The organism is Pseudoalteromonas luteoviolacea, assembly GCF_018100925.1.
GTDB classification, from domain to species: Bacteria; Pseudomonadota; Gammaproteobacteria; order Enterobacterales; family Alteromonadaceae; genus Pseudoalteromonas; species Pseudoalteromonas obscura.
The window spans coordinates 389,715-412,638 of sequence record NZ_JAGJEH010000005.1 but is presented as its reverse complement, the minus strand read 5'-3'; the positions used below and the strand labels follow the sequence as shown (position 1 = coordinate 412,638).

24 protein-coding genes are annotated in these 22,924 nt (G+C 43.3%); 12 read left to right on the top strand and 12 right to left on the bottom strand.

Annotated elements, in window-relative coordinates:
* Position 1 precedes the first annotated feature (1 nt).
* From hmpA to J8M00_RS13255, 3 genes are all read left to right on the top strand, one after another.
* Positions 2-1,165, top strand: coding sequence for an NO-inducible flavohemoprotein (hmpA, locus tag J8M00_RS13265; RefSeq protein WP_211010813.1), 1,164 nt, complete (start codon positions 2-4; stop codon positions 1,163-1,165).
* A 503-nt stretch (positions 1,166-1,668) separates the two neighbouring features.
* The gene (locus J8M00_RS13260; protein WP_211010811.1) at positions 1,669-2,586 is read left to right on the top strand and encodes an esterase/lipase family protein; all 918 of its coding nucleotides are present in this window, start codon (positions 1,669-1,671) and stop codon (positions 2,584-2,586) included.
* Positions 2,583-3,452, top strand: coding sequence for a lipase secretion chaperone (locus J8M00_RS13255; RefSeq protein ID WP_211010809.1), 870 nt, complete (start codon positions 2,583-2,585; stop codon positions 3,450-3,452). Before J8M00_RS13260 ends, J8M00_RS13255 begins: the two co-directional genes overlap by 4 nt.
* 53 nt (positions 3,453-3,505) lie before the next feature.
* Here J8M00_RS13255 and J8M00_RS13250 read toward each other — a convergent pair whose 3' ends face one another.
* From J8M00_RS13250 to J8M00_RS13235, 4 genes are all read right to left on the bottom strand, one after another.
* Positions 3,506-4,018, bottom strand: a complete 513-nt coding sequence (locus tag J8M00_RS13250) for a hypothetical protein (RefSeq protein ID WP_211010807.1) — start codon at positions 4,016-4,018, stop codon at positions 3,506-3,508.
* A 30-nt stretch (positions 4,019-4,048) separates the two neighbouring features.
* Positions 4,049-5,140 (bottom strand): YHYH protein, encoded by a 1,092-nt coding sequence (locus J8M00_RS13245; RefSeq protein ID WP_247687359.1) that lies wholly within the window; start codon positions 5,138-5,140, stop codon positions 4,049-4,051.
* A 151-nt stretch (positions 5,141-5,291) separates the two neighbouring features.
* Positions 5,292-5,699, bottom strand: coding sequence for a nucleotide triphosphate diphosphatase NUDT15 (locus J8M00_RS13240; protein WP_211010805.1), 408 nt, complete (start codon positions 5,697-5,699; stop codon positions 5,292-5,294).
* A gap of 151 nt (positions 5,700-5,850) precedes the next feature.
* Positions 5,851-7,335: a bifunctional 2-methylcitrate dehydratase/aconitate hydratase gene (locus tag J8M00_RS13235; protein ID WP_211010803.1), complete on the bottom strand. Its 1,485-nt coding sequence runs from the start codon at positions 7,333-7,335 to the stop codon at positions 5,851-5,853.
* Between the two features lie 223 nt (positions 7,336-7,558).
* Between J8M00_RS13235 and J8M00_RS13230 the strand changes: the two genes are divergently transcribed.
* Positions 7,559-8,032: a hypothetical protein gene (locus J8M00_RS13230; protein WP_211010802.1), complete on the top strand. Its 474-nt coding sequence runs from the start codon at positions 7,559-7,561 to the stop codon at positions 8,030-8,032.
* 186 nt (positions 8,033-8,218) lie between these two features.
* Here J8M00_RS13230 and J8M00_RS13225 read toward each other — a convergent pair whose 3' ends face one another.
* Positions 8,219-9,082 carry a serine hydrolase domain-containing protein gene (locus J8M00_RS13225; protein WP_211010800.1) on the bottom strand — a complete coding sequence of 288 codons (864 nt, stop codon included), beginning with the start codon at positions 9,080-9,082 and terminating at the stop codon, positions 8,219-8,221.
* Positions 9,083-9,344: 262 nt separating this feature from the next.
* Between J8M00_RS13225 and J8M00_RS13220 the strand changes: the two genes are divergently transcribed.
* The 4 genes from J8M00_RS13220 to J8M00_RS13205 all read left to right on the top strand — a co-directional run bounded on the left by J8M00_RS13220 (position 9,345) and on the right by J8M00_RS13205 (position 11,807).
* Positions 9,345-9,821 (top strand): low molecular weight protein-tyrosine-phosphatase, encoded by a 477-nt coding sequence (locus J8M00_RS13220; protein WP_211010798.1) that lies wholly within the window; start codon positions 9,345-9,347, stop codon positions 9,819-9,821.
* 108 nt (positions 9,822-9,929) lie between these two features.
* Positions 9,930-10,640, top strand: a complete 711-nt coding sequence (locus J8M00_RS13215) for a CTP synthase C-terminal region-related (seleno)protein (RefSeq protein ID WP_211010796.1) — start codon at positions 9,930-9,932, stop codon at positions 10,638-10,640.
* A gap of 65 nt (positions 10,641-10,705) precedes the next feature.
* On the top strand, positions 10,706-11,350 hold the full coding sequence (locus tag J8M00_RS13210; protein ID WP_211010794.1) for a 2OG-Fe(II) oxygenase: 645 nt from the start codon (positions 10,706-10,708) through the stop codon (positions 11,348-11,350).
* A gap of 133 nt (positions 11,351-11,483) precedes the next feature.
* Complete coding sequence (locus J8M00_RS13205) at positions 11,484-11,807, top strand: hypothetical protein (protein ID WP_211010793.1); 324 nt, start codon at positions 11,484-11,486, stop codon at positions 11,805-11,807.
* Here the strand turns inward: J8M00_RS13205 and J8M00_RS13200 are convergent.
* From J8M00_RS13200 to J8M00_RS13175, 6 genes are read right to left on the bottom strand one after another with little or no spacing between them, the layout of a single operon-like run.
* The gene (locus tag J8M00_RS13200; protein ID WP_211010791.1) at positions 11,804-13,096 is read right to left on the bottom strand and encodes a sensor histidine kinase; all 1,293 of its coding nucleotides are present in this window, start codon (positions 13,094-13,096) and stop codon (positions 11,804-11,806) included. The two genes, J8M00_RS13205 and J8M00_RS13200, sit on opposite strands and share 4 nt — an antisense overlap.
* Positions 13,096-14,430: a sigma-54-dependent transcriptional regulator gene (locus J8M00_RS13195; protein WP_211010789.1), complete on the bottom strand. Its 1,335-nt coding sequence runs from the start codon at positions 14,428-14,430 to the stop codon at positions 13,096-13,098. Before J8M00_RS13195 ends, J8M00_RS13200 begins: the two co-directional genes overlap by 1 nt.
* 58 nt (positions 14,431-14,488) lie before the next feature.
* Complete coding sequence (locus J8M00_RS13190) at positions 14,489-15,691, bottom strand: ABC transporter permease (RefSeq protein WP_211010787.1); 1,203 nt, start codon at positions 15,689-15,691, stop codon at positions 14,489-14,491.
* Between the two features lie 13 nt (positions 15,692-15,704).
* Positions 15,705-17,018, bottom strand: a complete 1,314-nt coding sequence (locus J8M00_RS13185; RefSeq protein WP_211010785.1) for an ABC transporter permease — start codon at positions 17,016-17,018, stop codon at positions 15,705-15,707.
* A 1-nt stretch (position 17,019) separates the two neighbouring features.
* The gene (locus tag J8M00_RS13180; RefSeq protein ID WP_211010925.1) at positions 17,020-17,742 is read right to left on the bottom strand and encodes an ABC transporter ATP-binding protein; all 723 of its coding nucleotides are present in this window, start codon (positions 17,740-17,742) and stop codon (positions 17,020-17,022) included.
* Between the two features lie 16 nt (positions 17,743-17,758).
* Positions 17,759-19,021: an efflux RND transporter periplasmic adaptor subunit gene (locus J8M00_RS13175; protein WP_211010783.1), complete on the bottom strand. Its 1,263-nt coding sequence runs from the start codon at positions 19,019-19,021 to the stop codon at positions 17,759-17,761.
* A gap of 233 nt (positions 19,022-19,254) precedes the next feature.
* On the opposite strand from J8M00_RS13175, the gene J8M00_RS13170 reads away from it, so the two are divergent.
* Positions 19,255-19,728: a SixA phosphatase family protein gene (locus J8M00_RS13170; protein ID WP_211010782.1), complete on the top strand. Its 474-nt coding sequence runs from the start codon at positions 19,255-19,257 to the stop codon at positions 19,726-19,728.
* A gap of 144 nt (positions 19,729-19,872) precedes the next feature.
* Positions 19,873-20,067, top strand: coding sequence for a CVNH domain-containing protein (locus J8M00_RS13165; protein ID WP_023402106.1), 195 nt, complete (start codon positions 19,873-19,875; stop codon positions 20,065-20,067).
* 83 nt (positions 20,068-20,150) lie between these two features.
* Here J8M00_RS13165 and J8M00_RS13160 read toward each other — a convergent pair whose 3' ends face one another.
* Complete coding sequence (locus J8M00_RS13160) at positions 20,151-21,590, bottom strand: PLP-dependent aminotransferase family protein (protein ID WP_211010780.1); 1,440 nt, start codon at positions 21,588-21,590, stop codon at positions 20,151-20,153.
* Positions 21,591-21,757: 167 nt separating this feature from the next.
* Between J8M00_RS13160 and J8M00_RS13155 the strand changes: the two genes are divergently transcribed.
* Both J8M00_RS13155 and J8M00_RS13150 read left to right on the top strand, forming a co-directional pair.
* A complete protein-coding gene (locus J8M00_RS13155; protein WP_211010778.1) occupies positions 21,758-22,333 on the top strand; it encodes a GNAT family N-acetyltransferase in 576 nt (191 codons plus the stop codon).
* A complete protein-coding gene (locus J8M00_RS13150; protein ID WP_211010776.1) occupies positions 22,330-22,923 on the top strand; it encodes an FMN-binding negative transcriptional regulator in 594 nt (197 codons plus the stop codon). The genes J8M00_RS13155 and J8M00_RS13150 overlap by 4 nt, the downstream gene beginning before the upstream one ends.
* The last annotated feature ends 1 nt before the right edge of the window (position 22,924 follow it).

The following is a 22,924-nucleotide window of genomic DNA, read 5'->3' as shown; positions in this document are numbered from 1 at the left end:
TATGCTATCAACTCAAACAATTAAACTGGTTAAGGATACCATTCCTCTGCTCGCTAACGCAGGTCCCGCGGTTACGGACCATTTCTATAAACGCATGTTTAGCCACAACCCTGAACTGCTAGATATATTCAATATCAGCAACCAAAAGTCAGGCAAGCAACAATTTGCCCTATTCAGTGCGCTGGCAGCATACGCAACACATATTGATAACCCAGCAGTGCTCGCACATGCCATTGATCGAATAAACCACAAACATGCCAGCTTAAATATTTTGCCTGAGCACTACCCCATTGTTGGCACTCATTTACTTGCTACGTTACAAGAAATGTTTCCCAATGAATGTACGCCAGAAATTATTGACGCATGGGCCGAAGCATATGGCTTTTTAGCTGACTTATTTATCACGCAAGAAGAAGGCATTTATCAAAATAACGAGAACAAGACAGGTGGATGGCGAGGTCGACGTCGCTTTACGATCTCAAAAATAGTCAAAGAATCAGAAGTTATTAAGAGCTTTTATCTAGCACCGTCAGATGAGCGCCCTGTCGCAAGCTATCAAGCTGGACAATACCTTGCTGTGGACTGCAAAGTAAATGGCAGTGATAATCGTCAGATCCGTCAGTATTCATTGTCACAAAGCAGCCAACCGGATCACTATCGAATTTCTGTCAAAACCGACGGCTTGGTGTCTGGTTATTTGCACACGCTCAATGAAGGCGACGAAATTGACGCATACCCACCAGCGGGAGACTTTGTACTGCAAAATACACCAGCGCCCAAAGTGTTCATTAGCGCAGGGGTTGGGATCACGCCAATGATGGCCATGCTTGAAACAACCAAGTTACATTCAGCTGAGACTCCTTGTTGGTTTTTGCATGCTGCACGCACCCACACCGAACATGCATTCTATGACGTGGTTGAATCTTACAAAGACCAAATGCCGTCACTACGCAGTCACTATTGGATTGAAAAAGATGCAAATACACACACTCAAGGCCTAATGCAGCTAGCGCCACTTGAAACGCAACTGCCTTTGCAACAAGGTGAGTTTTATCTTTGTGGGCCCAGTGCATTTATGTCTTTTGTGAAACAACAGCTACTTGAATTAGGTGTACAAGACAGTCAAATCTTTTATGAAGTATTTGGTCCACACCAAGACGTCTAAAAGTAACTGTTAAAAGAGCCGCAAGGCTCTTTTTATCTTATTCTAAATAGATTGGAATATTGCTTGGTAATTGAGCAACTCAAATCAAGGAGCGGCCATGTATATTGCCAATCTCCCTAACAGCTAATTGCCATACTCGGGGGTTATTCGAACCCAATAAGCAGCCGCAACGTATGATGATCACCAAGTACTTCTCTAAAAGCTTGAACGCTATCAATTCGACATTAACATCAGCGCCTAACCTAGCCTCCTAATTGAGGTCTCCTTAGACAAGTTATAACTTCATCAACTTGCCAACAAATTATTTCCATTACTTTCAGATATGTAGCTCACAACATAGCAAATAAAAACAACCGTATTTATTGCAAAAAATAACCCCAATTGAAGCGCTGAAATTATTTATCTAAATCGCCTTTATGTTTATTTTTTACACAAAAAGGCTTGACCTCTGACCACTCTGAACTAGCATTTTGTTACTCAACTGTAAATATTGGAGCAAATACATGAAAAAAATAGCACTGACTATCCTACTCGGTATTATGTCACTCTTTGCACATATGGCGCATAGCAACGACAGGCTTGAATACCCGGTTGTATTAGTACATGGCCTGTTTGGTTTTGATAATTTATTGGGTGTAGATTACTTTTATCGCGTGCCTTCTGTCATTGAACAAGAAGGCGGTACCGTCTATGTCGCGGAGGTTTCGTCCGCTCATAACTCAGAACTAAGGGGAGAGCAGCTGCTCGAGCAAATCGCACTTGTTAGAGCACTTACAGGAAAGGATAAGGTCAATTTAATTGGTCATAGTCAAGGGGCGCAAACCATTCGATACGCCGCTTCTGTCAAACCGCAATGGGTTGCATCTGTCACCAGTATTGGAGGGGTGAACTGGGGCAGCCGCTTTGCAGATATCGTACGAAATGGCGTAGATAGAGACTCTTTTTCTGAGCAGTTTTTAGCGTCTTTAGCAAACGCGCTTGCCAGCCTAATCGACCTACTATCGGGAAAAGCCACTGCGCCTAAAGATGCGTTGCAAGCTCTTGATGCACTAACCACTGAGGGCACACTTGTGTTTAATCAAAAGTACCCTGAAGGCGTACCGAGTACCTATTGTGGCCAAGGCCGAATGCGTGATGACAATGGCGTGTATTATTTCTCATGGAGTGGTAGCAAAGCATGGACCAATGTATTTGATCCAGCCGATAGTCCACTGGCGTTAATTTCTCAGGTATTTGATGAGGCCAATGATGGGCTCGTTTCTGCCTGTTCTAGTAACTTGGGTTATGTCATCGGCAATCAATTCAAAATGAATCACTTAGATCAGGTAAATCAAACCATTGGTATACACCACTTGTTTGAAACAGATCCCCTTACTCTATACCGACAACACATCCGCCGTCTGAAAGGGTTAAACTTATGACTCGTAAGCAACTTTTCATACTCTGTTGTGCTAGTGTTGGCGGGGTGTTGCTGTGCTTAACTCTAGATACTGTAGAGCCGACGACATCCTATCATTTTACAATAAAACAAACCGATACGGTGTCCACACCTATTCGGCAAGGGGAGGTGGCACATACGCCGCCTCCTCCATCAGCGCCTTGCGGCGCGGTCAGTAAAGCACATAAGCATTTGCTAGACGACTGGATTTTAGCATTGCAAAGCCAGCAGCAACTTGGCAGCTGGCAACAATCGCTAAAGGCACTTCCGCACTGCCTGCAAGATGTCGCGCATAGCTACATGCTTTACAAACAAGCACTTACCCATGTTGATGAGAACTTGACGATTGAAGAACGCTTTGATTTATTAAGCTCATTGCAGACCGAATATTTTTCTCAACTCGTGATCAAAGCTTGGTTTAGTGAGGAGAATAGCTGGCACGCTCACGCGTTGACGCGATGGCATATCCTGTCAGACAAATCCCTCGGCAAAAATGAGCGCGACGCTCTACTTAGTGCACACATTAGTCAACTCCCCGAGGAGCAACACCACACTATTGAAGCCGCTCAGGCCTTTTTGCAATTACAACAGCATTGGCATTCGATGGACTACAACGACTTTAGCGCAAGCTTTGGTAATGAAGCAGCGCGGCGACTTGTGCAGGCTCAGCAAGACCAACAAAAGTGGCAACTGCGAGTCGACAATTACATACACAAATATAAGGCAATCAAGGAAACGACACCTGTGGCATTACAATCACAAAAAATGGATACACTTAAACAGTCGCTATTTAACGTACATGAGCAAAAGCGGCTAAATGTGGTGATGGCAAATGAGTCACTATATTAACTTAGTATGCCCACAGAGCAGAGAGCAGCCTGAAAGCGGTATTTTAGCTTGCGCTAAAATACCTTTGCATATTGTTGCTTTGGGGTAAGCTCAAATCCTTGCTTTAAACCGAGAAGCTTATATTTTGCCGTCATCTCTAGCTTTGTATGTGCGCCATCTCCGTACAAGGTATTGTGAAAAGACAGGCCCTGTGTGTGATCTATATTGATAAACTTACCCATGACAACAATTTGATCTATGTCCGTGCCATCTCCATGGTGTGAGGCTTGTGGAGACAACATTAGACCATCTATTTGCTTTATTTTATCCGCTTGTTGCATATACACGCCACCAAGTGTTTTGGTAAAGATAATGTCTTTAGCCTGCTTAAACTCGTTAAAAGACAATTGGCCATTATTATCTAAATCCGCTTCGGAAAAGTTTGATGATGCAAGTGAAATGACTAAGTATGCACCTGTTTCGTCAAAATTCAGAGTGCCATGATCTGCAACCATTAGGTGCGCATGCGTTGACATGCTAAGTATAAAAAAGCCAAACACAGCGTATTTTTTTATCATATTAAACATACAAACCTCGTTATCTTATCACTCTGAATTTTATAGCTCGCCTTTCACACAGCGTTGAAAGTATGGGTAGCTATCTGTTGCATAGTAGTGGTAAATACCTTGTGGAAACTCTGGGGTCACGCCATAGCGGCCATTGCATTCATCAAGGTCCCCGCTGCCAGCAACATACTCCCAATCTTGCGCAAACGTACCCAGCGCATACACTGACGTTGAAGGTCTACTATTACTGACACCTTCAACCAGTTGATAACTACCTTCCATGACTTTAAGCGCTGATTGTGCATTTTCAGCGTCGCTGTAACCGTAACGGGCATATATTGGAAAACCATCTGCCGCCCACCCTATCAAGGTCATGGTGGAGTCTGAGCCACCTCGAAGTGCAATAAAGCCTTCTGGCATACCGTGATAGTGATAAGAACCGTCAGGCTGTACATGAGCATTGTTATCATCTGTTCCAAAATCAAAACTCGTTTGGCCCAATGCTTCGATACTCCAATTGCCGGTGTTACCGACTAGAGAGCAATTATCGCCTGAGTCATCGCATGATCCTGCTGTATTGGCATCAATTTTAACCCCATTTAAAACATAACCTGTTGCCCCTCTCGGCCCTCCTAAAGTTGAACTATTGTCAGTTTTAGTTGGCGTTAGGGTGTAGCTAATAGAAACAGACGTTTCACTGATCGTATTGGGGTTACCTGGATTAGGAAATGTGCCAGTTTGATGGTCAGGGATCCCGTTTGCCGTTAAAGTTCGCGCAGTACCTGTACAGCTCCAGTCCGCATTGCTCGTCGCCTGTACAGAGGCTGAGTCATTAAATTCGTTGTAAAAATAATCGCACAACACGCCATCTGTTGAATTAGCGACTAACGCAGTTCCATTATCCGCCTCCGTTGTATTTTGCACAGTGCTTGAATTACTGTCTGCTGTTGTAGTGTTACTACTGGCATTATTATTCGAAGTGCTTGTTGTTGCAGTTGTGCTTGCTGTATTTTGCGTCTGTGCTATTGCTTGGGTTTGTGTACCGTCACCATCACTTGAACTAGAGCCACAGCCAGACAACATCATCAAAGTAATACTGGCTGTGATCATTGAAATAGGTGGTATGCTCAAACTTTGCTTCATATCGCTTGCTCCCATAAAAAATTAACAACTAACGCAACCGTTACGCACGGTACTATTGCTTTTTTTTCACTATAGGGGCGGATTGTGCAAACACTGTGCAACAAGCAAACAATTTTAAATTTGACGAAAAAGTGTAAAGTTATTCACTCAATTATCTCAACGGACTTGCCTGTTCTTTGAGGAAGTTAGCCATGGGAATAAACAGCGGCTTAGGCAATTCATCAAGGCTAAACCAGCGCCATTGTTTGCATTTATTTGGTTCAAGTACTTTTGCATCACCATCACGGCACTGGGCTATCACAAATATCGTAATGTAATGCTTATTCTCGCTGATAAAAATATCATTGGTAAAGCCAACTTCTTTTATCTCTGTCACGCTGAGGCCTGTTTCTTCAAAGACTTCTCTTTTTGCACAGCACTCGATGCGTTCACCAAACTCTAAATGCCCCCCCGGCGTTGCCCATGTATTGGCACCATGCGCACCAATGCGCTCACCAAGCAATATTTTGTCACCTCTTTTTATAATGACGCCAACACCAACACGTACTGCTTTACTCATGGTAGTTCCTTTCAACAGAATGAATCAGCACGGGATTTTATACGTCAAACAAGGATAAACAAGACAAATTTAGTTATCACGACATTGTCAATTGACCCAACCACCTATAAAAACACATCGCGATTGGGCACACAGTGATTAACCTAGAGAGTTAAATAACAAACATATCCATAAAGCGATTAACTGGTGTTTTTAGCAGCTTTTCTTTATCTTCAAATAGATCAATGATTTGCTCACAGCGGTATTTAGGGAAACGTGTCGCTAAGTTATGTTCAAACTTCGCCTTTAATACCGGATTACCTTCACTGCGACGGCGGCGATGTCCAATTGGGTATTCTACTTCTACTTTTTCTGTGCTGCTGTCATCGTTGAAGAAAACCTGAATCGCATTGGCAATTGAGCGCTTTTGTGGGTCGTGATATTCCTCGCTGTAGCGCTTGTCTTCAATAATCGCCATCTTGCTTCTCAACTCATCAATTTCTGGATGCGCTAGATGGAATTGGTCTTCATAGTGCTCCGCGCTGAGTGTGCCAAATAAAAGTGGCACCGCTACCATGTATTGCAAACAGTGATCCCTATCGGCAGGGTTTGCCAATTCACCCTCTTTTGAAATGATGCGAATAGCTGATTCATGGGTTGTGATCTCAATACGTTTTATGTCACTCAGTCTATGCTTTATTTGCTCATGTAAGATTACAGCTGCTTCACAGGCTGTTTGAGAATGAAACTCTGCTGGAAAACTGAGTTTAAAGAGAATGTTTTCCATTACATAAGTGCCATACTCCCTTTGAAAACTAAACTTTCTTTGTGCAGCAGGTTTCAAAGCAAGATCTTTATTGGTCTGGCTAAATGATACGTCGTAAAACCCCCACTGTGGAGCAGTCAATACGCCCGGTATGCCCATCTCGCCTCTCATTGACATGTCAGCTAGCCTCACACCACGAGATGTTGCGTCCCCAGCAGCCCAAGACTTACGGGAACCAGCGTTAGGTGCATGACGGTATGTTCGCAAGGAAGAGCCATCCACCCATGCCTGAGAAATCGCAGCCATGATTTGTTCTCTATCACCGCCCATCATATGAGTAACCACAGCGGTAGTTGCAACACGCACCAATAACACATGGCACAGGCCAACGCGGTTGAAGCTGTTCTCTAACGCTAATACACCTTGAATTTCGTGTGCTTTGATCATTGCTGTAAAAATATCTTCGAGTGTTAAAGGTTCACCTCCAGTTACAGCTTGCTGTTGAGCAATGTGATCAGCTACTGCCAAAATTCCACCTAAATTATCCGATGGATGTCCCCACTCAGCAGCGAGCCAGGTATCATTAAAATCCAACCAACGAATAATACATCCAATGTCCCATGCGGCCTTTACAGGATCCAAAACAAACTGTGTACCCGGAACACGAGCGCCAAAAGGCACCACAGTGCCTTTTACTAGGGGACCTAAATGCTTGCTGCATTCAGGAAAGCCAAGCGCAAGTAACCCACATCCCAAAGTATCCATTAAACAGTTAATTGCTGTATCAAGCGCTTCTTGAGATTCAATTCTATAATTAATCACATAGTCGGTAATATCTTGAATTTCCTGATCGTAATTTGGGCGATTTGCTAAATCGACATTCGCACTCATAGTGCCACTCCTGTAGTTTCGCTGTTAGATGATTTTTATGTGAGGGCGTCATGTATTGCATAACTCATCCTCGAAAAGATAGCTGAGGTCGTTTTTAGTTTAATTAGGATATTAACCACAACTCTTTGCAAATGATATTTATTTTCATTATCATTTGCAACCGTGAGTTTTACGGCAATAAATGAAATGCCATCACTTTATTTCACTAAGCAAAAGGATAAAAATGTCAGCTCATTTACTTACTTTGGTTTCATCTACAGACACAAATTCACCTGCTATGGAATACAATCGACTTATCGATCGTGCACAGTCAGCCTACTTGTTTGGTCATCAAGAAAAAGCTGCAAACTGCTATACGGATGCGTTTAAAATCAGCCTGCAAATATTAAAACAACCTAACGCTAACAAGGTCTCGATAAACCGAATGGTCGAAATTTGTAATTTTTGTTTTGATTACTGCCCGATTTTTGAGGACTCCGAGGATTACTTCTTTTTGGAAGAGGCAGCCTCTGTATTGAGCCAAATAGTACAAAGTCAAAAAGCACTCAAGATCAGAAAAAAAGCTCTTGAAGGGTATAAAGATATTGCCTGTTTGGCATGTGAACTGGTGCGCTTTAATCAAAGTATTCGCTGCCAAATTATTATTGATCAATATGTTCAAATTGAGTCCAAACTCGCGCGATATTTGTCACATTAAATATTCACACAAGGTAGACGCTGGCTGTGTCATGCATCGACACAGCGCAACTAGCTACATTTAATTGAAATTGGTTGTATAGGCACCTAAGTATGTTTAATGATTGCCTTTTTTTGTTCAAACGACACTCAAACGCATCTGCCGTTCCTACATTCCTTTGGCAAGCATATGATTTTTCAAGTCAATTTAAGATCCAGCTCTAGCGAGTATCACGGCTTTATTTTCAACTACGCTTTGATCTTGGCATTGTTTAAATACCGCAACAGTCTTCGGCTTTTGGAGCTTAAAATGGTGCACAGCGATGACACTGCCAGGGCCCATACCTGTGTGCCCAACGGTGTCCAAATTTGCATCCCGATTGCACATCAGACCCAACCCCGCAGCGGGGGTTGTCCATGGTCGCTCACCAACATCTACGTTTAACTTATAAAGTGTTTGCATTTCATTTAAGGCATTCTGACTAACCAATTCACCACGCATCAAATAGTGCAAAAACAGCGCTGCATCTTCTATATTACCAGCCAATAATCCATGATAGCACCAATTGGGATCATAACCCTTAGGACCCACCTGAAGCATATTGAAAGCAGCAAGATCCTCGACCAGAAAAGCGCTCTTCAAATTAAGCTCTTTAACTAAAAAAGCCGTTGTGATGTCAGGCAATGCCATATCGTAAATTCGTTCAATCTCCATACGCAACAACAGATAACCCAAATTTGAATAACACCACCCACGGCCGGGTTCAAAGCGCAATTCATCAACTTTGACTTTGTTCATCAATGTATCCACAGGCCACGAAGGTTTACTGTTTGCGACGGCTTGATGATACTCAGGCAAAAAGCTGTAATCATTCAGACCTGAAGTATGTTGCAGCAATTGTCGATAGGTAAATGGCCTTTTTGGCAATTTCGAGTCTAAATTTAATTTGTCATTATCACAAAGTCGCATTGTGAGCGTTGCAAGGACAGTTTTGGTAAAGCTCCACCATGGCACCAAGCGATGTGCAAGTGGGCTTGTTCTACCCAACTCATCAACCACACTGTGTATCATTCATTACTCCAGTTAAAATCAATGTTTACAACACTACAAGACTTTTTATGGGCGGATAAATTAAGTCTGTTAGATTTACTTTTCCGCAAGGATTGATCTTTTTCGTGCCAAGTTAATCACAAAATATTGATGCAAACTCATAATGATATTAAAAACTTAGCATGTACATGAATTTATCTCACGAACACTTTTATTGCCCTGTTGAGAATGTTAGTTTATTCACCTCTTTAAAGTGATAACTCAATCTTTAGGGCTTGCTAACATGGTTCAAAATCACAAGTTAAGTAATATATTGGTTGTTTGTATGGGTAATATTTGCCGCTCCCCGACAATGGAAGCCGTTTTAAAAGCCAAAGCTCAGACCAATAAGCTAACTTTAAATATTGATTCCGCGGGAACGATTAACTACCACGAAGGAAGCACGCCAGATAGAAGGAGCGTTAAAGCAGGTCAAAAGCGCGGCTATAGCTTTTCAGGTATATACTCAAGACCAGTTTGCCAAAACGATTTTGCTTCCTTTGATCTTATATTATGCGCTGACAAGCATAACATGGCAGATTTACATGCCACTTGCCCAACCGAATACCATCATAAAATACACCTATTCCTAGACTATGCGAACTTAACTGAGCAAGAAGTCCCTGACCCATATTATGGTGAAGGAGATGGATTTGAATTGGTGCTTGACCTTATCGAACAAGCCAGCGACAACATCATTAAGCGTCTATTAACAAGATAATAGGTACACATTACCTTACAGATCTAAGTGCAGTAGCACTAGACGACAATTTTTGAATTACCCATAATAAAAACACATTAGTAATAAGCTAAAGCTTAAGGAAAAGAGATGAAAGAACTCGCCATCGCCTTAGTCGGAGATTTTGACGATACAGTACCCGCTCACCAAGGGATCCCACCCTCAATAGACCTCGCTGCAGAAGACCTGAAAATAAAAGTAACGGCCACTTGGTTAGGCACAGACAAAATCAAAGATACTGACTTGTCACTATTTGATGGAATTTGGTGTGTACCAAAAACCCCGTACGTTGACCCAGAAGGCGCATTAACTGCAATTCGATATGCTAGAGAAAATTTACTTCCTTTTCTTGGTACTTGCGGCGGATTTCAGCATGTTGTTGTTGAATATGCACGAAACGTCATCGGCTGGTCGGATGCTGCCCATGGAGAGTCTTCTCCAAACGCAAATAGGCAGGTCATCTCAGAGCTCAGTTGTGCACTAATAGAAACAACTGAAACCATTAACTTATTTCCAAAGAGCCAGCTTGCTCGGATTTACGATACACTGTCAATTCAAGAAGGTTATCGCTGCCGTTATGGATTAAACAATCATTTTCGAGAGGCGCTTTTACAAGGCCCTTTGGTCGCAGCCGCAGATGACGATACAACAGAGATACGCGCCGTAGAGCTGACGATTCACCCATTTTTTATCGCGACTTTATTTCAACCTGAGCGAGCAGCATTGAGTGGTAAACGCTCACCACTTATCAATGCATTTATAAATGCCTGTGCGCAAAATCAAGGTTTATCCGGTAAGTAACAAGATGCGCTTGCCTTTTAGCACGTGATTCGGTAAAAAGCCTGCACATTATCTGGAGGTGCGACTTGTCTGACTTTGACACTGAAAACGTATATGAGCAAATTGCCAATGATTTGCGTGCGACTGGCTTAAGTATTATTGAAAATGCTATTGACCCATCCATTATTCAAGCACTCAATGAACGCATTGCGAGTTTAGAAGCGGATACATTTCAAACCGCAGGCATTGGTCGACAAAATGACCATGAAAAAAACGCCGAGATCCGCCGGGATAAAATCCGCTGGCTTGATAAAAACAGTCAGCAAGAAGCGGGTTATCTAAATGCTATGGATGATTTAAAAGACTACTTAAATCGTCGTCTATTTATGGGCTTGTTTAGCTATGAAAGCCACTTCGCACATTATGAAGCTGGTGCTTTTTATAAAAAACACTTAGACGCATTTAAAGGCAAAGCGAACCGCGTATTGACCACAGTCTTTTATCTCAACGATGATTGGCAACCCCAAGATGGTGGTGAACTGGTTATTTTTGATGCTGAAGATCATGAAAAAGAGCACTGCCGTGTCTTGCCTAAAAAGGGCACTTTGGTCACTTTTTTAAGCGATGAGTTTCCCCATGAAGTGCTCGCGGCTAAGAAATCGCGCTATTCTATTGCCGGATGGTTTCGGATCAACGCCAGTACTGCTGGTCATATTGATCCACCAAGGTAATCAATTAGATGCGGTAGTGCTCGCTATCGCATCACCCTTCCCTAATTCTCGAATGCTACACCTAATTACAATAATTAACTTTCAAATTATTTGTGATAGCTATATCGTGGCAAAAAAATGAAAGGAAAGTTCTATGCGATTACCACTTCTTTGCGTTTTGCTTATGGTTGTATTAGCTGGGTGTGTCTTTGTTTCTAAAGAAGTCCACTATTACGATGAACAGTGTAATGTCACGAAACGAAAGTACGTATTAACAAGTGAACAAGTCGCTTCGCTTGGTGCATGTTCTGGACAAGCATGTGCGCTGGCAATGGCTGGTGCAGGCATTGTTTCAGCAGCCAGTTTAGTTGTGTCGGGTACCATAGTATTAAGCAAAAATACGTTATCTTGGCTTGAGCAAAGCGAGGGGTGTACAACTCCTAAGCCCTCCACAATAGAATCCCAAGTACGCGGCTAATCAGGTAATATAACCTCAACCATTAGCCCCCCCTCAGCTCTGTTGCTGATGCTGATGTGACCATTGTGTGCGTCTATAATCTCTCGGCACAGAGCAAGTCCTAACCCTGAACCACTTGCCTTGGTTGAATAAAATGGCACTAGCGCATTTGTAAGTACTGCTTGTGTCATACCAGGTCCACTGTCAGACACACGGAACTTCACGCCCTTGGGAATGGCGACAATATCCAGTTCGATTGAGTCCGGCTGCGATCCAGATTCATGCGCATTTTTTAGTAAGTTAATGAGCAACTGCTCCAATTGACCACGATCAGCATGTACGACGCTCACTTCACATGAAACGGTACAAGGCCATTGCATTTGCATTGCGTCTAGCAAAGGCAATAGCTCAACTTTCTTAATTTGTGGGACTGGCAACTTCGCAAATGTGCCATACCCTTGAATAAACTCACATAAGTGTTCAATTCGCTCATCAATCGTACTAAATACTCTATTTAAACGCGACTCATCTAGCTTATTGGCAATGATTTTACCGCTATGCAACATAGACGAAATAGGCCCCAATGAGTTATTCAGCTCATGGCTAATCACTCGAATGACCTTTTTCCATACCGCGACCTCTTGCCTATTTAGCTCCCTTGTTAACTGCTTAAAAATATACAAGCTATGAGGTTGGTTATTCAGTATCAATTTACCAACGGCACTATGCCATATCTGCTCCTCACTGTGCGGCGACTTCACGCTCACCAAACCGTCGGTATGTTGCGTGATAGCATGCATTATTTCCTTGGGGACACCATGTGTTAAATCTGCAACCTTGCTACCTTCTAAAGGAGACGAGCTACCAAGTAAACGCTGAGCACTTGGATTTGCAAATACCACAACCTCTTGATCATTTACGAGCAACAATGCCTGTGGTGCACTTTGCAACATTTTGTCTAGCATCATTTCCCGTTGATAAAGCCACTGTTTTTCAGTTCTTAACTGTTGCGCTGTATCATTATATAGTCGACATAAATCACCAAAGTCATCGTTCGATTGATAGGCCAGCTGATTTGAAAAGTCACCATCTTTGAAATTAAGCAACCCAACTTGAAGTGCATCAAGGGTTTGTAAAAACGGCTTCAGCAATAGCTTTAAGACCACACAAGCCAATATCCAAGCGCTTAACGTGATCCAAAGCCATACCGGCCAAGACACTAGAAACCCCACGGGCAAACAGGCAAGTGCCAAACTTACGCCTATGGCCAAGCCCGCTCTATGGGTCAGTTTACGGTGGGTTTGCTCCATTAATATTCAATTCCATATTTTTGCAAGCGTCGGTACAAGGCTTGGCGACTCATGCCAAATTGCCTCGCTACTTTGGCTATAACACCTTCACATTGACGCATGGCTTGCTGAAGCTCTTGCTTCGACGGTTCACGGCCCTGCACTGGTGGCGCTGATTTTGCTGCAATTGTTGTAAGCCCAAAATCGGCAGCATCGAGTTCACCTGTGGGCTTCAGCACGCCCGCTCTTTTACACGCATTTTCTAGCTCTCTAACATTGCCGGGCCATGAATGAGCACACAGTGACTTTTCTGCACTAAGGGTCAACACGCGAGTCGGCAAAAAGTGCTGAACCAGGGGTAATATATCATCGACTCTTTGGCTGAGGTTTGGCAGTTGTATCTCAATAACATTCAGTCGATAATATAAGTCTTCTCGAAAGCGACCTGCGGCAATGTCATTTAAAAGTTGTGCATTGGTAGCTGAAATCACCCTGACATTCACTTGGCGAGTTTCTACAGAACCAAGACGTTCAAATTCTCCAGTTTGTAGCACTCGTAGCAGCTTCATTTGACCTGACAAAGGTAAGTTACCTATCTCATCCAAAAAAAGCGTGCCGCCATCAGCGGCTTCAAACCGGCCAATTCGCTGTTTATTTGCACCGGTATACGCCCCGGCCTCAGCGCCAAATAACTCAGCTTCGATTAAATTGTCTGGTAGTGCACCTGCATTTACTTTAATAAACGGTTTATTCGCGAGCCTAGAGTTGGCTTGGATTATCTCTGCAACTTTTTCTTTCCCGCTGCCATTGGCCCCCGTGACAAGCACTGCAACATCAGACTTGGCAACTTGTACAGCCATTTCAACAGCGCGCTGCATAGCAACACTTTTATATATCAGACCACAAAGCTGAGCGCCCTCATTGAATTGTGCCCTTTCTTGCTCTTGCCGTTGCAGCTGTTTACTGTCTTCACTGGCTTTGCCAAGCGCTATTAAATTAGCCACGCTCACAAGTAACTTTTCGTCATCCCAAGGTTTAGCTAAATAGTCTGCGGCCCCAGCTTTGACGAGAGAAATTGCCATTTCCAGTTCAGTCCATGCGGTTAGCAAGATGATGGGCAAGCAAGGGTTAATCGCTCGCAGCTTAAAAAACAGCGCCTTACCCTCTTCGCCTGAAGTTGTATCAGCAGAAAAGTTCATGTCCTGAATAACCAAGTCAATTCGTTGATAGCGCACAACTTGTTCAGCCTCAAAAGGAGTTGAAGCCTCGACCACTTGGTAATCATGTAGCTCAAATAATAGAGATAACGACTGCAAAACAGCAGGGTTATCGTCAATAATCAGTATTTTATCCATGTGCTTTTTATAGTTATGTTACACCCTTTCGAGTGTAACATAGTGTTGTTCCTAATTTTTAAATACTTCGAGTTGCCACACTTGGAGAAATATTTGCGGCACGCCGAGCAGGTGAATAGACGGCAATAAAGCTCATCAATAGCATCATCATTGCAGTTATTAAGACTGCACTTGTTTCAAGCGGAGGCACACTATAGTGCCCCATCAGCTCTCTCCCTAGCACCAGTGCACCAACACCGCCAATCACCACACCTAAAGCGGTGACCAGCAAGTTCTCCAATAAAAAGTATTTGAAAATGGTCGATTTTCTCGCTCCCAGCGCACGCCGAGTACCGATCTGCTTTGTGCGTTTACTGATATTAAAATGTGTTAGACCAAATATGCCCAGCGCAGTAATAATCACTAAAAACACGACAATTGCAATTAACATACGGATCATTAATGTGTCACCGGCATAAGTATCCGCTTTTGACGTGTCCAGCCCTTTGATATTCATAACGACTCGACCACGGTCGAGATCTAGCAATAGAGGCTCTATTTGCTTTATGACCTGTGCGCGTTTTTGTGGCGTCGTCTTGACGATAAATTTTTGGTAAGTTAACGCTTCTTCAATGGGAAGAAATATCAAGCTATTTCCCATCTTTGAACGTGGCCATTGGCTTTTCAGCGTATCGATGATCCCGATTATTTTGAATGCATCATCTCCGCTATAAACAGTTTCATTTAACCCATTACCTTTTCCAAAAAGTTTGTCAGCGACTGCTCTGCTTACAATGCCAACTGATGGGTAATCACCATCTCTGCCATAAATCACATCACTTTGCGCAAAGTCTCTTCCCTCGTTAATGGTTAACCCCAGTGCGCCAATAACATGATGATTTGCTCGAATATACCCTGAGTCTGCAGTTTTACCGCTATGCTCTTCTGGATCGGTACTTAATGTCCTTGATCCGCCGCTGCGCGACAGAGGGATAGAGCTTACCGCCAACGCATCAATCACACCATCCAGCGCTTTAAGTTGTCTAATGTCTTCTTTAAATTGTTTTGGTATGTCGGTATCTTTGTCATAAGTTAATAGGGTATAAGATATGATCCCTTGTTCATCATACCCGGTGGTTTGGTTTATCTTTTCTGCTCTGTCTGCAACGATAGACATTGCGTTGCTCACAAGTGCTAAGGTAATGGCAATTTGCATGACCAGTAAAATGGCCCCGGTTTTTGACCGTGTTAAGGCGCTTAAAATAGGTTTGATCTCAGACATTTAAAGCACTCCTTTATTGTATTTTTAAGTGTGTAGCTGGTGATGTTTTACATACAACCCAGGCAGGGAAAAGACCTGCAATTAAACATGCCAAGATAGAAATAACAGGCGAGATCAACAACATCTGCCAATCCATGGTCGCGATCAGTTCATAACCTGATTTAGACTCTCTGATCCCCGCCAAGCCCAACTGCGCCAAAACCACACCAACCACAGAGCCAAGTAACCCCAATATAGCCACCTCAACCAAGTGTTGATAAAATATCTGGCGCTTACTTGCCCCCAGCGCACGCCTTACACCAGCATCGGGCGCGCGTTTTAGAAATTTCGCCAGTAGCATCCCTAATATGTTTGCAATGCACACGGCTAAAAACATAAAGCTCAATCCAACCAATATTTTATTGTCTGCACTCACCACATGATTGTACTTTAGCCACTGCATCACAGGCTGCAAATTGTACTCTAGCTCTTTGCGATTAAAGCGGCCTAGCTGTTGTTGTTCGCGCATATAATCTAGCAAAAACTGCCCGTACTGTGCTTTTTCTGACGCAGAATTAAGTTCAACCCAAAACTGCAACCACACCGTTTCTGAGTTTAAGAATTGCTCAAAAGAGTTAATATCTTCATTCTTCCAGCCATTGGTATTTCCCCAACTTGAAACTCGATAAGCTTCAGCGTGGCTCAGCGGAATAAATACTTCTTCAGCGAGATCAAAGGCGCTATTGTTTACGTCATAAAACTTCACTGCTGGATGCCATTTTTTTGTAACGCCGACAACTTCATGGCGGCGATCACCTAAATACACGGATTCACCTAAGGCATTCTTTCGGCCAAATAATTTTTCCGATAGCACCTCACTGATGACAACAACAGGTGCGGCTTGCTCACTTTGAGCTTCACTCCATACGTTTCCATATAAGAAAGACATACCGAACATGTCGAAAAAATCTCTACTTGTTACCCTCACGTCTTTAATAAAAGGCGCACTGTCGGGCTTATCTAAATGAATCGCAGCGCCCGACTTGAACATCGCAACTTTTTTTTCCAATGATGAATGCTCTAGTAAATACATCGCATCCTGATAAGTTACCTGTTGCGGCAGGTTATCTGGTGTGCGCCAAGTCTGACCATCATCCATAATCTGGAGCTGCAAAGCATGAAGCCGTGCGCTTTTATTCGGAATAGGATCCGCGCTTTTCATGTGATAAACAGATAAAGTTGTCATCGTCACGCCGATCCCTATACCAATCGCGATGACCATCAATACGCTGATAAAGGGCGTCTGTCTGATGTTTCGCCACGCTAAATCGCAATAATGTAGCAACATATTAAACCCCCAATGGCACTTGTGTGTTTTCACGCGTACCTTGTACACCTTGGTATAAGGTAAAATCAGCAACTTGCCCGTCTACAATTTGAATGTTACGCGGTGTTCTTCTCGCAAGCTCTTGATCGTGCGTCACCATCACTATCGTTGTACCCGCCCTATTTAATTCCTCCAACAATGTCATAACCTGCTTTGCCATTAAGCTATCTAGATTTCCTGTCGGCTCATCTGCTAGTAAAAAGCGCGGCTCACCAGCCAGTGCACGTGCAATTGCGACACGTTGCTGTTGGCCTCCAGACAATTGCTGTGGTAAATGACGCGCGCGCCCAGCTAATCCGACTTGTTCTAGACATTGCTCAACACGTCTTTTTCGCTCCGCTGTTTTAATCCCACGATAGCGCAGCGGCACTTCTATATTTTCAAACAGATTCAGGTCTGGAATTAGATTAAACCCTTGAAAAATAAATCCTATTTTTTGATTTCGCAGGTCCGAACGCTGATTATCATTGAGCTTCCCTACATCAACGCCATCGAGCATGTATTGACCAGATGAAAATGGCTCAAGCAGCCCTGCAATGTTTAGAAATGTTGTCTTTCCTGACCCTGAAGGGCCAGTCACAGCAATAAATTCACCTTCATTGACCGTTAAATTAAACTCTCTCAGTGCTTGTGTTTGGACCATTTCGGTTTGATATAACTTACCGATATCTTGCATTTGTAACATCACATGTCTTCCTTATTTATTGTCTGATTAGCACTGAACTTGCATCGCTGAACGCATCATAGCCAGAGACGATGATTTCGTCACCCTCTTGAAGTCCTGCAATGATTTCAATGTCTTTTAAACTACTTGAACCAGTTTTGATATCTACACGCTGCGCCACATTGTCATGCAAGCGATAAGCGATATATCCACCGGTATTTAAAAACGGGCCACGCTTCACTTTCAGCACACTTTGCTTACTTTCCAGTTGAATACGGGCATGTACTCGTTGATTCTGGCGAATACCAGAAATGTCTTGATTGGAAAACTTTACTCGGGTGGTCACTTCACGATCGCTGACCTCTGGCGATATGGCACTGAGTTTACCTTCAAACTCTTTTGCGCCAATACGCATGAGTACAGGCATAGACAAACCCAACTCATTGGCATAACTTTCAGGGACTTGCAACTCGACTTCATAGGCTGACAAATCAACCAATGTCATCAAGGGTTGGTTCTGGCTCACTGCCGATTTATTTTGCACCAATAAGTTACCAACAATCCCGTGCACCGATGCTCGTACTTGTAAATTGGTCACTCTGCGTTTTATTTCTTCAACCACAATAGCCTGACGCACAACATTACTTTTGACAGAGGCAAGTTCAAATTTCAGCGTATCACGGCCGATCTCCGCTTCTTTTTGTGCATGAGTAAAGTTCAGCTTGGCGCGTGCAAACTCGTCCTGTGCTTGTTCCAGATCTATTTGGCTAATTAAGCTTGTCTTAATCGAAATCTGTGCTCGCCGATTCTCTCTTTCAGCAGCATCCAGCGTGACTCTGGCTAAATCTAAAGACTTTTCAAGCGCCAGAGCCTGACGCCGTGACTCTAATTGCTGCCTTTGCCATTCGCTTTCTAGACGCGATAATTCTGATTCTTGTTGTTTCAACTCACTGCTTAACTCGGGGCTATGTAACTGAGCAACGAGCTGCCCTTTATGCACACTGTCACCAGCATTTACATATAAGGTCGTCACACCTATTTCCGGGCTGTAAATGGTTGGCGCATGTGCTGCTACAATTTTGCCTTGGGCACCTACTTCGCGTACTAAATTGCCAAATTCTACTTTGGCAATATCTAACTGCTCTCTCTCGATAGAATGCTGTGCTTGTGGCGATAACTGCAACCACAACAACACCCCAAACAACGCCGCGCCCGCTCCGATTATGGAAGCTCTCTTGCGTTTATAAATTGGCCGCTTTTTCTGAACGCTTTGATCCTGTCCACTGGTATCTTTAATCATTTCAATCACTCATTTATATCCTGATGCATTGAGATATACCAATACCATGCCAAAAATAAGTCATTGATTTGTATTAACTTTATTTTTTATGGTAGGTAAAAAAGCGTCCGCGGACAGAAATTGTGTCCGCAGCGGACAGGTATTGTACTCGCTATGAAATCACTGATACGGGTGCGCCATAGAGCAGAACACGATATAGTACGACAGAGCACAAGAAGATAAGGAGACTCACTATGCGTACTGTATTAATTCTGCTTTTGGGCCTATTGAGCTTTTCAAGCTTCGCTATGCCAGAAAATATCATTCTCGTCAGACATGCCGAGAAACAAAAAGGCGTTGATCCCAGCTTGACACAGCAGGGGATCAAACGCGCGCACTACATCGCGCAAATGATGCTCCCCTATGAGCCTACAAAACTTTACTCAACTGACTACAACCGTACTAAAGCAACACTAGCGCCACTTGCTGATCTAATAGATACGCATATTTCAATGTATAACCCAGGGAAGTTAGAAGAGTTTGCAGACATGCTCAAAAAACAGACAGGCACCATAGTCGTTGCAGGCCACAGCAATACAACACCCACTTTGGTTGCACTGCTAACTGGTCGAGCTGTCAGCATCGCTGAGGACGAATTTGACAAAGTTTTTGTGATCACATTTGAAGACGAAACCGGTAAATTAAAAATCCGCAGTTCAAATAGATAGATTTATTCAGCGGCTATTGCCCGTGTAATAATGTGTAATGTTTATAGCAGTTAATTCCCTTTATAGTGGACATCATCACTTTGTTGGAGCAGCTTAGTTTAGAACAAGCTGCATTGTCATTAACCAAAATGGAGTACTTGATAGATGTCTTTCATAACCCCCCCAGGCTCATATAAATCGAGTTGCCGTAATATCCACTTTGAGGGGATCCCTGGCGAAGAAGATTGCTATATCATCGCATTATGCCAAAAAGAAGATGGTAGCTGGGTTGAAAGCAGACTCAAATATGACATTGCAAATATAAACGGGCAACTTGCTTGGGCGCCTGATAGGAAATAAAGCATTCCCTTTTAAAAAAACATGCAATCATATGTCGATACAGTGGGCCTAGGCATGGGCCTTTTTTCCTGCTTAATTAGACCTCAAAGCAACGCAAACATCCGTTTTAGCCCCGCCGTAATATTCTCTGCACTTTGACCTGCAAACCCGAGCCGTATGTGGCTATATGACGCCTTCGGTGAACCACAAAATGCGTGCTCAGTCAGCGCATAAATACTCGCCTCATGTAATTTATTGGGCAAAAAAGCAATGTCGCGCTTCAGGTCGACCCAAAAAGCCATGCCGCCATCTGGTTGTTTGAAGTCAATGTCATGTCCTTGGCTTTGAAACTGAGACAACTGCGCAGCCATTAAATCACAGCGTTGTTGATATAACTTAGTCATACGTCGTAAATGACGCTCAAAACACCCCGTTGCCATCCAATCTGCAATAGCAAATTGCAACAATACATCATTTTTATGGTTTATTAGCTGTTTTAATCTTATCAATTGCTGTAATACGACAGGCGCCGCTGTGACATACCCTAACCGTGCACCCGCAAACATGATCTTAGAAAAAGTCGACAGGTAGATCACTATTTGAGCCGGATCATTTGCCGCGATGGGCTGTAACGGTGGACAACGATAATGAAACTCATGATCGTAGTCATCTTCAACAATAAACACCCCATGCTGTGCACACAACTTGTAAATCGCCAGTCGGCGGGCAACCGACATGGTGATCGTGGTCGGGTACTGGTGTAAGGGCGTTAAGTACACTAAACGTATATCCGCACGTGACAGACATTCTGCCAGTGAATCAACACACAACCCCTGTTCATCTTGCGCAATATCATGAATGACACCACCAGATGCAAGAAATGCTTGGCGTGCGGGGGGGTAACCTAACGCCTCCATCGCCACGCCTTGCCCTGGCGATAAAAATGCCTGTCCTACTAAAAACAAAGCTTCTTGAGAGCCGTTGCAAACTAAAACATCTTCACAACTCAGTCCGCGCCCTTTTCTTAAATATGCTTTTAGCTGCTCCCTAAGTACAGGCTCTCCTGCGGTATTTTGGTAATGAAATGCTGCCGCGTTACTGCTCCGGCAGATCCGGTTCATACTGCGCCTAAATTCGTCGAATGGAAAATGCTTCACATCGGGTAACCCACCAGCAAAATTATATTGATAGTCACTTAACTGAGTTGATTTTACTGCTGCCAGTGGGTTAGCAAATTGGGGCAATACTGGTTGATACTGCTCGTTTTTTAGTTCTACTTGTGCACTTTCCACCACAGGTAAATGCTGATTAACCTTGTAACCCTTTCGAAGCTCTGAGATCAGCCACCCTTCGGCGACCAAATTTTGCAAGGCTAACATGACTGTGTGCCGATTAAGACCAAATAGTTGCCCTAATGTGCGTGCTGACGGGAGTTTTTCTCCCGGTTTTAATTGACCACTTTGAATCGCTTCGCGCACTTGTTGAGCCATCTGAGCATGTTTAGCGGTTTTAACAAGCTCATCGAGCGGACGACCTGTAAACATAATAAATTTGATAAATATCACGGTAGCCTTAGCGTATAAAAAACACACCTTACTGACAAGCTGGTATAGCAATTTATTTAAAACTGGTTGTTTTAACCTAACCAGTTTCAAGTAGGCTAAAACCTATCGCATCAAGCATGCTTTTCGCCATCATAAAAGGAGTCACCATGTTAAAAGCAATGACATTATCGACCAGTAAAGTAAGATTAGAGCCACTTTCCCAAGCACACCTGAGCCAATTGCAACAGGTAGGCCAAGCAGAAGAGCTTTGGCGCTGGGTGCCCAGTCGCTATTGTCAATCCCAAGAAGTCTTGCAAACTTGGTTTGAACAAACAGCACAGTTTGATCCTCAAGAACAAGTTGTGTTTGCGATTATTGACGCACAAACCAATCAAGTTGCTGGCAATACTCGAATTTTCAGATTAGATACGCACAATTTACAAGCCGAAATTGGCCATACTTTTATTGGTCTAGACTGGCAGCGCAGCCACATTAATACCCATGCAAAGTATCTTTTACTTCAGCATGCTTTTGAAACTCTTGGCTTGGTTCGCATTGAATTCCAGACCCATGAGCAAAATCACAAATCTCGCAGTGCCGTTGCAAGGCTGGGTGCTCATTTTGAGGGCATTCACTTAAAAAATCGAAAACTACCTGATGGCGGTTTTAGAAACACAGCACGTTTTAGTATCATCGACGATATGTGGCCCGATATTAAACAACGTTTGGAATCTTGGTTATGAATTATCCTGTCAAAACCTATGTGGAAAGTGACAACGATGCACTATTTGACGTCATTGAGCGCTTTCCATTGGCAACGCTGTTCTGCAAAGGCGGTGAAACGGCACCATCACATATATGTCACTTGCCAGTCAGCCTATGCAGAGATACTCTGACCATTTTTGGTCATGCAACAGGTGAAAACCCCATAAAGCATTTTATTTCGTCATCGATAGAGGTTGTGTTTCGCGGCCCGGATACTTATCTATCGCCCAAGCAAATCGAAGGTATAAAGTTGCCAACCTGGGATTATGTCACGGTACATTGTACTGGTACGTTGGAATCAATCGATGACTTTGAACAGCAAGTGCTCACCATGCAACATATTTTGAATGCCTTTGAAAACGACAAAGATCCGTGGCAGTTAAGTTCGGTGCCAGAAAAACAATTGATGGCAATGTGTAACGCGCTCATATTTTTCAAAGTAAAACTCGATACCCTCACCGGGAATTTTAAGCTTAGTCAAAATAAAAGCGCTGAAACTCGGGCTGAAATTGCCAATCTTTTGTGCAACACCAACCCGCAAATGAGTCGCTACTACGACAAAAAATAAG